We start from the raw sequence: 13,659 nt of genomic DNA, 5'->3' as shown, positions 1-13,659 counted from the left end.
GTTAAATATTGGGTAACACCCTTAAGCTTCACATTATAAATTTTCATGCTTAAATAAACCTATCTGAAGCTCTCAGATAAAACACACATCATGAATGATATGAGGTAATTAAAGATGAGCACTACTAATAATCAAAGCAATCAACGCGATAATCAACAGCAACAACAACAGCAAAATGACAATCGTAATAATCAGCAACAGCCAAACGGCAACCAACAGCAAAATGATCAACAGCAACAAAACAATCAGCAACAACAGCAAAATGACAACCGCCGCCAACAACAAGGCTCTAATCAAAAAGATTCAGGCCAACAAAACTCAAATAACAACAATCAGCAACGCTAATCCATTGCTGACTTGAATGTCATTTGATGCGGTCATTCATTTTATTTAGGAAGGTGAACTCACCTTCCTAAATTTAACATAAGCATAAAATTAAATAATAGATGAGGAAAAACTGATGACAGATCAAAATAGCGATCACGCACGACTGCCAGCTGGCGACCATAATTATTCTGACACTTATTGGCGCGAAAGTTACCTTACTCGTCCTTATTATCAAGAAGCTCAGCTTACTACACCAGATCTAGATTTCGATCGAGATTTTTCAGCAGCCTATGAGTTAGGTCATCGCGCACGTACCGAATCACAGCAAGGTACTCAATTTGAAGATGTCGAAGGCGGCCTAGAACAAAAGTGGGAAGAACTCAAAGCTGAATCTCGCTTAAAATGGGAACATGCAAAACAAGCGATTAAAGATGCATGGAATGGAAGATAATTTCTTTTTATAATATTTTCTATTACCCCAAAACTATGAGCTTATTTCCGATTGGCCCTCGGAAATAAGCTCTTTTTATATGTATCTATTTAACTTTCTTTTTTCTTAAAATATTCAATAATTTCTTCTCCGTTATTTACAGGAGTTACCGAAGAAGGATAGGTTTCTTCATAAGCGTAGGTAGGTAAAGCAACCTTCGCTTGGATTGGTGGTAACTTTTCTTGTCCACCTGTTGTAATCCGTTCAATAAAACCTGCAAGCCATAATACAAATTCTTGAGTATTCCTACTCTTAGGAATAATACTTAAATCCAATTTAATTTTAGATTCTTGTAGAGGTTTAATCAGTAATTCAGCAAAATCAATATAATTGTATAAAAGCTTAAGCTTTGTCCCCTTAAGCTCATGTCTGAGTTCAATCATCAAATTGTTGAGATCTTCCATAGGCTCATCTGTAAAGCCTTTTTTTTCTTTAACATTTTGATATATTTTCTCAGCTATTCTTAAGTACTGGGGCATATCCTTACCTTTATAAAACTGTCATCACTAAAATGAATTTTGGATGAATATAAGTAATTTATTGTGTTTATTTTATTAATTTTTTGAAACTATAACTCACTCTAGCAACAATTTATTAACAACAAATTTATAGAAAGACTATAACTCACTAATTTATTGATTAATTTTATATTTTTATATAATTATCTTTTTTATTATGTTACATATTTTATAGAAAATAACGATAAGAAAACCCACCTAAAAGTGAGTTTTCTTAGATGAAATAATTATGAGTTTTTATTCATTTGTTGAGGAACGGTTGGATCATTAGAGCCATGTGTTCCATCATTATCTGTTGAATTTCGATCTTGGCAAGCGCTCATACCCATAGCAATTGCAACGACCATACTCACTGCACAAAAAATTCTTACCATTGCGGTCACCCTGATTAATTTTAAGATGTAGGTTTATGAATAACATTATCTTCTGTTGGCCTACCGCTGCGGTTCTCTTAACTTTTGTAGATTATGCAAGCTTTTGTAAAAATCAAAATTAAATAAATGATTAAAAAATACCATTCTTGCAATTGATATTTTAATTAAATTTTGGCAATGGCTAATTATTTAAGATTGTTATATTCGGAAAAGTAAAATTACTCACCCTTTCTGAGTTTGTGTCTTATTAAGTCAATGATTGCAAACAATATATAAATTAACAATTAATAAATATTTGATATATAAACATTTAAACTCAAACATTAAGATTAGGTATAATAATTAATCAATCGTCTAAATTCTAAATAATCGCTTATTTTATTAATCAAAATTTAAAAATATTAATATTTGTTTATATAAACCAATCTTTTATTTTTGCAATTGACCCGCTTTAATGCTCAGCTTATCATGCTCCGGCTGACCTATTTTGTCAGTCGGTTTTAGCAGATCGTCTACCTAAGTGCACTAAAAACACGTTTTTTGGTGTGGAGCCCCTCGTGCCTTTGACGGAGGAACGGGAGTGGGACACCTTCGGGTGTGCTGGTTTCTTAGGTATCAGTCTGCTAACCCTCTTTCGTTTCACCACCATAATTAATAGCAGTGATTGGGCGTAACTTCTTTTATCAAGGAGTCTCTAATGACTATTATTTTATATCATTTTATTTTTCTTAAACTTCATTATTTTACCGTTCAGCTTAAAACACTTTTAAAGAATTCCTCTCATCTTTTCACCTATTCTCAATTTCATCTTTACACGGAAAAAATCTCAAGATTTAACGCCAGTTAAAGATGAGAATATCTATAAGCATAACTTAACGATAACAACAACCAACGAAGAGCAATAATGATGTTTTTTTCAAATCGTATTGTTTTAGTGTGCACCCTATTAATAAGTTCTATAAGTTTATTAGGTTGCAGATCTATTAGTAAAAACGAATTCAATACACATTGTGTATGGTCAGGCCGTGCGCTGTCGCAATGCAATTGTATTTATAACGCTTTAGAAGAACGTTATTCGCCACAATTTGTCAAAGATCTAGAAAAAGTAAGCTTACAAAATATTGATGCGAATATGAACTTTGTGGAAACCATGAATGAAACAATTCACCAATGTCAGTTAAGTGCAAGAAAAGACCAAATTAACTGATACTTGCATGCTCCACCAAGAAATCTAAAAACACCCTTACACGTTTAGGAACATATTTATCATGACCGATCCAGACCGCATGAAATTCTTCAAAAGCATTCATATTCCAGTCTTCAAGAATTTTAATTAACTGCTTTTGCTCTAGCGCTTTTCGAATTTGAAATTCATTTAGCTGTGCAATGCCAACATCGGCAAGTGCTAACTGCAAAATCGCTTCTCCATGATTTACTCTTAAAACCTGAGTAGGTACGAGTGCGATTTCTTGATCTTCTTTTTTAAATAGCCATGTTTTATTCTGGCGCTGATAACTTACGTCTAAAAGCTGATGCTGCTGTAGTTCATGTGGATGTTGTGGACAGCCATAACGAATAATATATTCAGATGAACACACATAGTGCTTTGTCGTACTTCCCAGTGAGCGAGCAACCAAATTTGAGTTTTTTAATGGTCCGGTCCGAATTGCAACATCAATTCTTTGCTCAACTAAATTAATGACTTCATCACTCAAATGAGTCTCTAATTCAATTTGTGGGTAGCGCTGATTAAATAAAGAAATACAGGGCAATAAGAAATGCGTCCAATACGAAAGACTGGTGTGTATTCTTATTCGTCCTTTAGGTGTGTGATTTGCAGTAACAGATTGTTCAAGTTCGTCTAGCTCACTGAGAATTTGGAGGCCTTGTTCATAAAACTGACATCCTTCACTTGTGAGTTGAAACTGACGTGTTGAACGGTTAAGTAACCTTACGCCAAGCCTTTTTTCGAGCCGAGCCATTAATTTACTGACAGCAGATGGTGTCATGTCGCATGCTCTTGCTACAGCAGTAAAGCTTCCTAACTCGACCACTCGAATAAAAATTGCCAACTCGCCAGATCGATTAATATCAAAATATGACATAACAAAATCTATTTATGAATTTGATTCACAAATCTTATTCCGCTTAGACCGCTATAACAAGCCACCAATTTGTTTCAAGATGACTCTAATTCGTTATAAAGAGTTTATGAGATGAAACTTTATCAATCTGCCCTGTTGTCTTTCATTTTATTTTCTACAGTCACTCAAGCAGAAGTGCAAAAGAGCCAATGGATTACCAGTTGGTCTGCTAGCCCCCAAAAAGTCTGGAATAAAGATTTTGTTTTTCCAACTCATATTCCTGAGCAAATATCTAACCAAACGATCAGACAAGTGAGTCAAATTAGTTTGGGTGGTGAGGCGGTTAGACTGGTTTTCACAAATCAATATGGAGAACAGCCGCTTTATATTGATAAAACAACCTTAGGCTTAGTGAATTCAAAAAGTCTAAAATCTAAGAGTGCCTACCCTGTTTATTTTTCTGGAAAACTTAAAGCACAAATTTTACCAGGCAAACAGTTAATCAGTGATCCAATTCATCTTTCTGTGCCAGATCATAGTCAATTAATGGTCAATAGCTTTATTCAAAAACCAACGGCCTTTAAAACATTCCATTGGGATGCTAAACAAACCAGTTGGTTGATTACTGGAAACCAGACCGCAAATTTAAATACTCCTAGCGATGCTAAAACAACAACAGCGAGATTATTATTGTCGGCTATAGAAATAAAACCAAAACATAAAGCTCATGTTGTTGCGATCATTGGGGACTCCATTACCGATGGAGCAACGGCGACTTTAGATGCAAATGCTCGATGGACTGATTTTTTAGCTAAACGACTGTCAGTTCATCAGGTGGCTGTCATTAATAGTGGAATTTCAGGAAATCGGTTACTTAACGATGGTATGGGCGACAGTGCTTTAAACCGTTTAAAAAGTGAAGTGTTTCAATACTCAGGTGTTAAAACTTTAATTGTGCTGGTGGGTATTAATGATATTTCATGGCCCGGTACAGCTTTTGCACCTAAACAACAAATACCGTCTTTTGAAGCCTTAACTGAAGGTTATAAACGTGTTGTAAAAGAAGCTCATGAGCAAGGTATTCAAGTGATTGGGGCTACGTTACTTCCCTTTTCAGGCGCTTTACCCAATACACCTTTAGATAATTATTACCAACCGAACAAAGATCAATTACGGAAAAAAATTAATGATTGGATAAGAACCAGTCAAACATTTGATGGAGTTCTTGATCTTGAGCAAGGCTTAAAAGACCCGAAACATCCTGATCGATTAAATCCAATTTATGATTCTGGAGATCATTTACATCCCAATGATCGTGGCAATCAACACATGGCAGAATTGGTAGATTTAGATCAAATGATTAAAAACTAATAATTGTCCCATCTGGTGATCCTTTCACCTGATGGGAATAGCTATTTAGAAATCATAACTTGCTATCATGTTGACTCGATTATCAATGCCGCTTCGACCATCGAAAGTTTCTCGTTCACCATATACATATTCAGCACCAAAGGTAATTGGTTTGTATGGGTTATACATCGTATTTACCCAGCCCTGCCAAAGCTGTTTGTTCTGAGTCGTGCTATTGTGCTGTAATTCGGCAAAACGGTTATCATCTTTGGCTTTCATATAGCCATAAGCTAAAGTCGAGCGAATTTTTGGCGTAAATTGATGAGTTACGCCTAAAGATACTGTATCAAATTCATTACTATGCATATTGTTTTGATCATCTATTGCATAGCCGCTGTTACTCCATAGCAAGAAACGCCCATCACCTTTGACATGGTAATAATCGGCTTTAAGTAAAGTATCTGGTGTGATTTGGTATTTACCGCCGAAACCTACCCCCCACGCCCACTCACTGTCATTATTGGTTCTTTTTTCTGCGACAAAGCTACGGCCTGAAAACATCGAACCATTCGCAAATTTATGATTTAAGCGCCCCACCAAAGCTGGTAAACGCATTTTATTATCTGGATCTGTTGCCGCTGTATATTTCGGGTCTTCAACTGATACTGCAAAACTTGTATTTGCCGTTAAATTATCGCTATAGCGAACCATTGGTGATCTAAGTAAAGCACTACCTACAAATGTTCCTGCATCAATTGTTTCTGGGTAATACTCAGGTGCAATAAATGTCGACCAAGTTTGACCAATCAACCATTTATCAAAAGTTAAATAAGCATGGCGTATACGAAACTGATCACGAGTGGCGGCCCCAAAGAAATCCATTTCCAGTTTTCCCCCCACATCCCCAGCGGCTGTTGGTGTTTTAAAATTTAAACCAAACCGCGTCACATAGACCGTACTGTGCAATTGGTCCTTTTGAGCAGATTCTTCTGGCGTATGTTCAAGTGGAACCCCACTAATATTGTTATACATTGTAGATGCTCCCTTAATTTGATAAGAAGCATCTGCCCGTATATATCCGTATAGGTTAAATTCTGTACCAGATTTAGTTAATACTTGTTGTATAGGTTGTGAAGCTTGGGTAACGACAGGAGTGACGTGTTCTACTTTTTCTTGGGTTAAAGATTTTTGAGTTTGTATATCTGCCTGTAGCATTGCCCTTAGCTCATTTACTTCTTGGCGAAGTTGCTCTATTTCAGGGTTTACTTGACCCGCAAAAGCAGAAGGTACAAGTAAAGACACAGAAACTGCCAATAGGCTTTTTTGAACCGTTGTATTTAAAACTTTCATCATGAAATTTTCCTTTAGACCTTTAAAACGACTTAAAGATCTCGACATCCTTTTTGTTATGTACCTATCTAAAATAGATCCTTGAAAATTTGCCTTTCTTTCACAAGAAAGACGTTCCCTCATATTTTTTAGACCCATCCTCCCTAAAGCAGTAAAAGCAACCCTTTAATTTTTCATTTTTATATTCTCTTCCACGTTGAGGATATTCGGTTTTAAACCCTTATTTATATCCCCCAATAGTATTATTTTTTTGCAATAAAACCCTGATATGTCAAAATTTGCGTATAAGGCTGTACACTTTCAAAGCCAGTTTTTTCCAAAAGTTTTATATATCCCTCAGTGGTTAGGCTAAAAAAGTCTTGTGCCATACGCTCTAGCATTTTTTGACATTGTTCTTCTGTTAAACCTTGTGCCAAGCATAAATAAGGTAAAGCTTGAAGCTGCTTTGGGTTTATACACGTCATTAAGTCATAGGTAAGCAAAATCGCGTTTTCTTTTAAGCGATTATAAATATCTTTAAAGAACGCAGGTTTTATGTCGTCTGCAATAAAATGCGCCACAAGAATAGACAGTGCTGCATCAAAGCAATTTTCAAGAGGCAAAGCTGAAGTTTCCCCATGTACAAAAGTCACTTGTGAAGATTTACCTAAAAGTTCAACCTGTTCTTGGGCTTTTTGAAGCATCGTTAAAGATGGATCAACTGCTGTAAATTTCCAGTTCGGATGTCTTTTAAGTAAATATTCGAGTTCATAACCCGTACCACATCCCACAATTAATATGTGAGAGTTTGGTTTCAACACTGATTGCAAAATGGCATCCACCTGTTGATGGATCGCTTCATAACCCGGAATTAATTTACGGATATGTTCATCATATCCATCGACTACTTTTGGGCTATTAAAGTCTTTTGCCATTTTGTTTTATCCTCTTTTCAAACTGCCTTTCAATTTATAGTTTGCTGCACTTTGACCGGGCTTTTGACTTTATTTAGTCAAAGACATTTCCTGTTAAATTAAGCTCAGCACGCATAATCTCTTGTAACTTAAACTTTTGGGCTTTCCCAGAAGCAGTCATTGGAAACTCATTAAAGAATCGAACATAACGCGGCACTTTATTATGAGAAATGTGCTCTTTGCAGAATTGGCGAATGCTGTTTTCATCAATTTGATGATGCTCATGCAAAATAATACAAGCACAGAGTTCTTCACCATATCTGGCATCTGGCAAACCAATGACTTGGACATCGCTCACATCGGGATGGGTATATAAAAAGTCTTCAATTTCTTTAGGAAAGAGATTTTCCCCACCACGAATCACGACATCTTTAATACGGCCTTTAATTTTAATAAAACCGTCTTGGTCCATTTCGGCAATATCACCCGTATGCATCCAGCCAGCTGAATCAATGACCTCTTTGGTCTTTTCTTCTTCGCCCCAATAGCCCGCCATCACTGAGTAACCACGAACGCATAGCTCGCCTAAAGTGTCTTGCGGAACAATCTGTCCTTCTAAATCGACAATTTTAATTTCAACATGCGGATGAACATGTCCAACTGTACTCACACGTTTATCAATCGAATCATTTACCGAACTTTGTACACTTACTGGCGAGGTTTCAGTCATGCCATAACAAATCGTGATTTCAGACATATGCATACGGTCTATCACACGTTGCATAATTTCACGTGGGCAAGGACTACCTGCCATGATTCCTGTTCTTAAACTCGATAGATCAAATTCATTAAATTGCTCATGTTCTAATGTCGCAATAAACATGGTTGGCACGCCATAAGCTGCCGTACAGCGTTCTTGATGAATCGCTTTTAAAGTTTCTAAAGGATTAAATACAGCCGATGGATAGACCATGGTTGACCCATGCGTAACGCAGGCTAAATTCCCCATCACCATGCCAAAACAATGAAACAACGGCACAGAAATACAGACTTTATCTTGAGGGGTTAAACGTATCCCTTCACCTACAAAATAACCATTATTTAAAATATTGTGGTGGGTCAACATGGTCCCTTTAGGGTTGCCTGTTGTACCTGAGGTAAATTGGATATTAATCGTTTCATCAAACTGATGTTGCTTCGCTAATTGTTTTAATTGTTCTAGCTGTTCAGAAGTTGGTGTAGTAACTAAATCACTAAAACGATGAATGCCCGTATGTTGTTGGTCATCGATTTTAATGACAAATTTTAAATGTGGCAGTCGCGCTGAACTGAGTACTTTATCTGGACTGTTGGTTAACTCAGGGGCTATTTTTGTGAGTAATTCTTGGTAATCAGTGGTTTTGAATTGAGAAGCAATAATCAATCCTTTGCATGAGACTTTATTCAACACATATTCAAGTTCATGGCTCTTATAAGCTGTATTGAGATTGACTAAAATAATCCCTGCTTTAAAAGCTGCAAATTGGGTTACCGTCCATTCCACACAGTTAGGTGACCAAATAGCTAATCGATCTCCTTTTTTTAATCCCAATTTTAAAAGGCTACACGCAAAAGCATTTACTTCATCCTGTAAAGCTTTATAGGTTAATCGTCTGTTTTGGTGGAAACTAACGATTGCTTCCTTGTCTGCATATTGCCGACAGGCCTGATCAAATTGTTCACCAATGGTCATACCCAATAAGGGCTGTGTGCTTGGTCCCGAGGCGTAGCTTAACCGTTCTTGTTGCATTGAATCATTCTCCTTGATTCTTTTAATTCTCTTCATACCTGATCTAATTTTTGTTACTGCAACTACTTTTCTAAACTACTTATTTTGTGTTTTTTAACCTTTATATGCTCTATTTCTTCTGCACAGCATCTACACAAAAGTCAGCAATCTGTTTTGAAAAATAGTCTTTATGTGCATGATCAAACTTTGTATTTTGAGCTGGGTCTAGGGGTTCAACCACCACATAGGTCATGGCACCGACTACACAAAGTGCTGCCGTGTTTAAATCATCCAAGACAAACTCACCACTTGCATTTCCATCCGCAAGTATTTTTTTAATACTTTGTTTAATCAATTGCTTCACACGAAAACGCTCATGTTCAACTGTTGAATCGACAGGTTCAAACATGAGTGAATATGCAAGCTGAGGACTATTGAGTGCCCGTTTTACAAAGGTTGCCACCGCCTTGTGTAATTTCTGCTTTGCCGATAACTCACTTTCGGTAATCGAATCAATCACCAATAGTTCTGTATTAATGGCCTCGGACAAAACTTCAATGAGCACTTGGCTTTTATTATCAAAGTAGCGATAAACCAGTCCACTAGATACACCCGCTTGCTCTGCAATGGTTTGTATTTGTGCGTCTTTAAATCCTCCCTCTGAAATTATTTTTCTGGCTGAATTCAAAATCGATTTACGATTTTGCTCCATCCGTTCTTGCATTAAAGATGATCGTTTATAGCTCATAATTTATTCTCTAACAAATAAAATGAATTGTAAATCATTTTATGAATCTGTATTCACTTTTTCAAAAAATCATTGTATGTTACTTATCAAATACCCACAAAATATTTTATGGACAACAAATATAACCAATAGGATGAAAATATCATGAACCTACGCAGCTTGAATTTCGGTCTAGATGAAACTTTAATTGCGCTTCAAGATTCGGTAGCCGCATTTTGTGCCAAGGAAATTGCACCAATTGCTCAACAAGTTGATCAAGACAACAAATTCCCTGCACATCTCTGGAAAAAGTTCGGAGATATGGGCCTTTTGGGCATGACGGTTTCTGAAGAATATGGCGGTGCCAATATGGGTTATTTAGCTCATATTATTGCTATGCAAGAAATTTCCCGTGCTTCGGCAGCCATTGGTTTGTCTTACGGTGCTCATTCTAATTTATGTGTAAACCAAATTAACCGTAACGGTAACGAACAGCAAAAACAAAAGTATTTACCAAAATTGATTTCTGGTGAATATGTAGGTGCCCTTGCGATGTCTGAACCGAATGCCGGTTCTGATGTGGTCAGCATGAAATTACGTGCTGAGCAAAAAGGTGATCACTTTGTTTTAAACGGTTCAAAAATGTGGATCACCAACGGCGGTGATGCAGATGTGTTGGTGGTTTATGCAAAAACTGACCCTAAAGCTGGCGCGAAAGGCATGACTGCTTTTCTAGTTGAAAAAAACATGAAAGGCTTCAGCCACGGTAACCACTTAGACAAACTTGGTATGCGTGGCTCTAACACTTACCCACTGTTTTTTGACAATGTGGAAGTCCCTGCTGAAAACGTACTCGGCGGTGTTGGTAACGGTACGAAAGTACTCATGAGTGGTTTGGACTATGAACGTGCAGTTTTAAGTGCTGGACCTTTAGGCATTATGGATGCCTGTTTAGATGTGGTGATTCCTTATTTACATCAACGTGAACAGTTTGGCCAAGCTTTAGGTGAGTTCCAGCTTATGCAAGGCAAACTTGCCGATATGTATTCAACTTGGTTGGCATGCAAAGCTCTCGTTTATGCTGTTGGTGCTGCATGTGATAAAGCTGACCATGACCGCAGTCTACGTAAAGATGCTGCAAGTGCCATTTTATATTCTGCCGAAAAAGCAACATGGATGGCTGGTGAAGCAATCCAGACTTTAGGCGGTAATGGTTATATCAATGAATTCCCTGCTGGCCGTTTATGGCGCGATGCAAAACTTTATGAAATTGGTGCAGGAACTTCTGAAATTCGCCGCATGCTGATCGGCCGCGAACTCTTCAATGAAACTAAATAATAATTATAAATAAGGACTCATCTTATGAACCAATTACAAAGCAAGATTAATGTTCGAAGTGAAGACTTCAAAACAAACCAGCAAGCCATGCAAACATTGGTCACAGATCTAAAACAAGTTGCCCAGCGTATTGCTTTAGGTGGCGGTGAAAATGCCCGTCAAAAACATTTGGCTCGAGGTAAACTTTTACCCCGTGAACGTATTGATCAACTGGTTGATGTCGGTACGGCATTTTTAGAAATTGGTCAGTTGGCAGCGTACAACGTTTATGAAGATGATGTTCCTGCCGCGGGTGTGATTGCTGGTATTGGTCAAGTCAACGGCGTAACTTGCATGATCGTTGCCAACGATGCAACGGTTAAAGGCGGAACGTATTATCCCCTTACGGTTAAAAAGCATTTACGAGCACAAGAAATTGCTGAACAAAATCATTTGCCTTGTATTTATTTGGTGGATTCAGGCGGCGCTTATTTACCAATGCAAGATGAGGTTTTCCCAGACCGCGACCACTTCGGGCGTATTTTCTACAATCAGGCACGTATGTCGAGCCTTGGTATTGCCCAAATTGCTGTGGTGATGGGGAGCTGTACAGCAGGTGGGGCTTATGTACCAGCCATGTCTGATGAAACCATTATTGTCCGTAATCAAGGTACGATTTTCTTAGGTGGCCCTCCTCTTGTAAAAGCTGCGACTGGTGAAGTGGTGAGCAGTGAAGATTTAGGCGGTGGTGATGTTCACACACGTCTTTCAGGTGTGGCTGACCATCTAGCAGAAAATGATGAACATGCAATTGCGATTGCCCGTAACATTGTCGCTAACCTAAATAAAAAGCCAAATGAGTTAAATAAACAAGTTGATGAACCATTGTTTGATGCATCTGAACTCTATGGTGTAGTACCAAGTGATGCACGTAAGCCTTTTGATATTCGTGAAGTGATTGCACGCATTGTAGATGGCTCTCGTTTTGATGAGTTTAAAGCACGTTTTGGCTCAACCCTCATTACTGGTTTTGCTTCGCTTTATGGTATGCCAGTCGGCATTATTGCCAATAACGGGATTTTATTTTCAGAGTCTGCACAAAAAGGTGCGCATTTTATTGAGTTATGCACACAGCGCAATATTCCTTTGTTATTCCTACAAAACATTACGGGCTTTATGGTCGGTCGCCAGTACGAAAATGAAGGGATTGCAAAAAATGGCGCTAAACTGGTCATGGCAGTTGCAACCGCCAATGTGCCCAAACTCACCCTGATTATTGGTGGTTCGTTTGGTGCAGGTAACTACGGGATGTGCGGACGTGCTTATTCACCACGCTTTTTATGGACTTGGCCGAACTCTCGTATTTCAGTGATGGGTGGCGAACAAGCAGCAAGCGTACTCTCAACTTTAAAACGTGATCAGATTGAGCAAAAAGGTGCCGAGTGGTCAGCTCAGCAAGAAGATGAATTTAAACAACCGATTCGGGAGCAATACGAGCGCCAAGGCCATCCATACTATGCCTCTGCCCGCCTTTGGGATGACGGTGTAATCGACCCCGCTCAAACTCGTCAGGTACTTGGCTTAAGTCTTGCTGCCGCTATGAATGCTCCAATCCAGCCAACCAAATTTGGCGTGTTCCGCATGTAAGAGGTGTATATGAGCTATCAATTTTTACAACTCGAACAACAAGGTCAGGTTGCCTATGTTTGGCTGAACCGCCCTGAATTGCACAATGCTTTTAATACTACCGTCATTGAAGAACTACATGCCTGCTTTAAGCAAATCAATACACGTGATGATATTCGTGTTGTGGTTTTAGCTGGTCGTGGCAAAAGCTTTTCGGCAGGTGCTGACCTAAATTGGATGAAACAGGCAGGTCAAGCGTCTTCAGCAGAAAATGAAGCAGATGCTCTAAAACTCGCACAAATGTTAGATGCGCTTGCAACATTGAGACAACCCACTATTGCCCGCGTTCATGGCATTGCCTTTGGTGGCGGTATGGGTTTGGCATCGGCTTGTGACATTTGCATTGCCAGCACTGACGCTAAGTTTGCAACCTCTGAAGTGCGTTTAGGACTTGCGCCATCTACTATTAGTCCCTATGTGATTCGTGCGATTGGCGCCAGACAAGCCTCTCGTTACTTTTTAACCGCTGAGCGTATTTCGGCACGTGATGCCAAACAAATTGGCTTGGCACATGAAGTCGCAGATGCGGAAGACTTAGATAGAAAAGTTCAAGAAATTATTGATGCTCTATTACTTGGTGGACCACAAGCTCAGGCTGCATCAAAACAACTCATTCAAATGGTGAGCAACCAGACGATGAGCAATGATTTACTGCAACAGACAGCACATCATATTGCTCAAGTTCGTCAAGGCAGCGAGGCAAAAGAAGGTCTGAGTGCCTTTTTAAATAAACAACAGCCTGCTTGGGTTTCTAACTCGAATAACAACAATTAAG

Annotated in this window: 14 protein-coding genes; 7 read left to right on the top strand and 7 right to left on the bottom strand. The window is 38.4% G+C overall.

Annotation, left to right across the window (positions count from 1 at the left end; all coding sequences use genetic code 11):
* The first annotated feature begins 114 nt into the window (after window positions 1-114).
* Together WA249_RS11740 and WA249_RS11735 are read left to right on the top strand one after the other, a co-directional pair.
* Complete coding sequence (locus tag WA249_RS11740; RefSeq protein ID WP_016138527.1) at window positions 115-345, top strand: hypothetical protein; 231 nt, start codon at window positions 115-117, stop codon at window positions 343-345.
* 115 nt (window positions 346-460) lie between these two features.
* Window positions 461-778 (top strand): hypothetical protein, encoded by a 318-nt coding sequence (locus tag WA249_RS11735; RefSeq protein WP_016138528.1) that lies wholly within the window; start codon window positions 461-463, stop codon window positions 776-778.
* Window positions 779-867: 89 nt separating this feature from the next.
* Here WA249_RS11735 and WA249_RS11730 read toward each other — a convergent pair whose 3' ends face one another.
* Both WA249_RS11730 and WA249_RS11725 read right to left on the bottom strand, forming a co-directional pair.
* Entirely contained in the window at window positions 868-1,296 is a 429-nt protein-coding gene (locus WA249_RS11730; RefSeq protein WP_336168888.1) for a hypothetical protein, read from the bottom strand.
* Window positions 1,297-1,562: 266 nt separating this feature from the next.
* Window positions 1,563-1,709: a hypothetical protein gene (locus tag WA249_RS11725; RefSeq protein WP_336168886.1), complete on the bottom strand. Its 147-nt coding sequence runs from the start codon at window positions 1,707-1,709 to the stop codon at window positions 1,563-1,565.
* 904 nt (window positions 1,710-2,613) lie between these two features.
* Here WA249_RS11725 and WA249_RS11720 point away from each other — a divergent pair.
* On the top strand, window positions 2,614-2,916 hold the full coding sequence (locus WA249_RS11720; RefSeq protein WP_336168884.1) for a hypothetical protein: 303 nt from the start codon (window positions 2,614-2,616) through the stop codon (window positions 2,914-2,916).
* On the opposite strand, the gene WA249_RS11715 is transcribed toward WA249_RS11720, so the two are convergent.
* Window positions 2,909-3,814: a LysR family transcriptional regulator gene (locus WA249_RS11715; protein WP_336168882.1), complete on the bottom strand. Its 906-nt coding sequence runs from the start codon at window positions 3,812-3,814 to the stop codon at window positions 2,909-2,911. The two genes, WA249_RS11720 and WA249_RS11715, sit on opposite strands and share 8 nt — an antisense overlap.
* Window positions 3,815-3,925: 111 nt before the next feature.
* On the opposite strand from WA249_RS11715, the gene WA249_RS11710 reads away from it, so the two are divergent.
* On the top strand, window positions 3,926-5,164 hold the full coding sequence (locus WA249_RS11710; protein ID WP_336168880.1) for an SGNH/GDSL hydrolase family protein: 1,239 nt from the start codon (window positions 3,926-3,928) through the stop codon (window positions 5,162-5,164).
* Between the two features lie 45 nt (window positions 5,165-5,209).
* Here the strand turns inward: WA249_RS11710 and WA249_RS11705 are convergent, their stop codons facing one another.
* From WA249_RS11705 to WA249_RS11690, 4 genes are all read right to left on the bottom strand, one after another.
* Window positions 5,210-6,493: a DcaP family trimeric outer membrane transporter gene (locus tag WA249_RS11705; RefSeq protein ID WP_336168896.1), complete on the bottom strand. Its 1,284-nt coding sequence runs from the start codon at window positions 6,491-6,493 to the stop codon at window positions 5,210-5,212.
* Between the two features lie 242 nt (window positions 6,494-6,735).
* Complete coding sequence (locus WA249_RS11700; RefSeq protein ID WP_336168879.1) at window positions 6,736-7,407, bottom strand: SAM-dependent methyltransferase; 672 nt, start codon at window positions 7,405-7,407, stop codon at window positions 6,736-6,738.
* 73 nt (window positions 7,408-7,480) lie between these two features.
* Window positions 7,481-9,175, bottom strand: coding sequence for an AMP-binding protein (locus tag WA249_RS11695; protein ID WP_336168878.1), 1,695 nt, complete (start codon window positions 9,173-9,175; stop codon window positions 7,481-7,483).
* Between the two features lie 109 nt (window positions 9,176-9,284).
* The gene (locus tag WA249_RS11690) at window positions 9,285-9,902 is read right to left on the bottom strand and encodes a TetR/AcrR family transcriptional regulator (protein ID WP_004793061.1); all 618 of its coding nucleotides are present in this window, start codon (window positions 9,900-9,902) and stop codon (window positions 9,285-9,287) included.
* Window positions 9,903-10,046: 144 nt separating this feature from the next.
* On the opposite strand from WA249_RS11690, the gene WA249_RS11685 reads away from it, so the two are divergent.
* The 3 genes from WA249_RS11685 to WA249_RS11675 are packed head-to-tail and all read left to right on the top strand — an operon-like array spanning window position 10,047 to window position 13,658.
* Window positions 10,047-11,219 (top strand): isovaleryl-CoA dehydrogenase, encoded by a 1,173-nt coding sequence (locus tag WA249_RS11685; RefSeq protein ID WP_016138538.1) that lies wholly within the window; start codon window positions 10,047-10,049, stop codon window positions 11,217-11,219.
* A gap of 24 nt (window positions 11,220-11,243) precedes the next feature.
* The gene (locus WA249_RS11680) at window positions 11,244-12,845 is read left to right on the top strand and encodes a carboxyl transferase domain-containing protein (protein ID WP_309455474.1); all 1,602 of its coding nucleotides are present in this window, start codon (window positions 11,244-11,246) and stop codon (window positions 12,843-12,845) included.
* Window positions 12,846-12,854: 9 nt separating this feature from the next.
* Window positions 12,855-13,658 (top strand): enoyl-CoA hydratase/isomerase family protein, encoded by an 804-nt coding sequence (locus tag WA249_RS11675; protein WP_045125312.1) that lies wholly within the window; start codon window positions 12,855-12,857, stop codon window positions 13,656-13,658.
* The last annotated feature ends 1 nt before the right edge of the window (window position 13,659 follow it).

Source organism: Acinetobacter sp. 161(2023), from assembly GCF_037027805.1.
Taxonomy (GTDB): domain Bacteria; phylum Pseudomonadota; class Gammaproteobacteria; order Pseudomonadales; family Moraxellaceae; genus Acinetobacter.
Note: the sequence above shows the minus strand (reverse complement) of the source record. Positions and strands in the feature narration are given on the sequence as shown.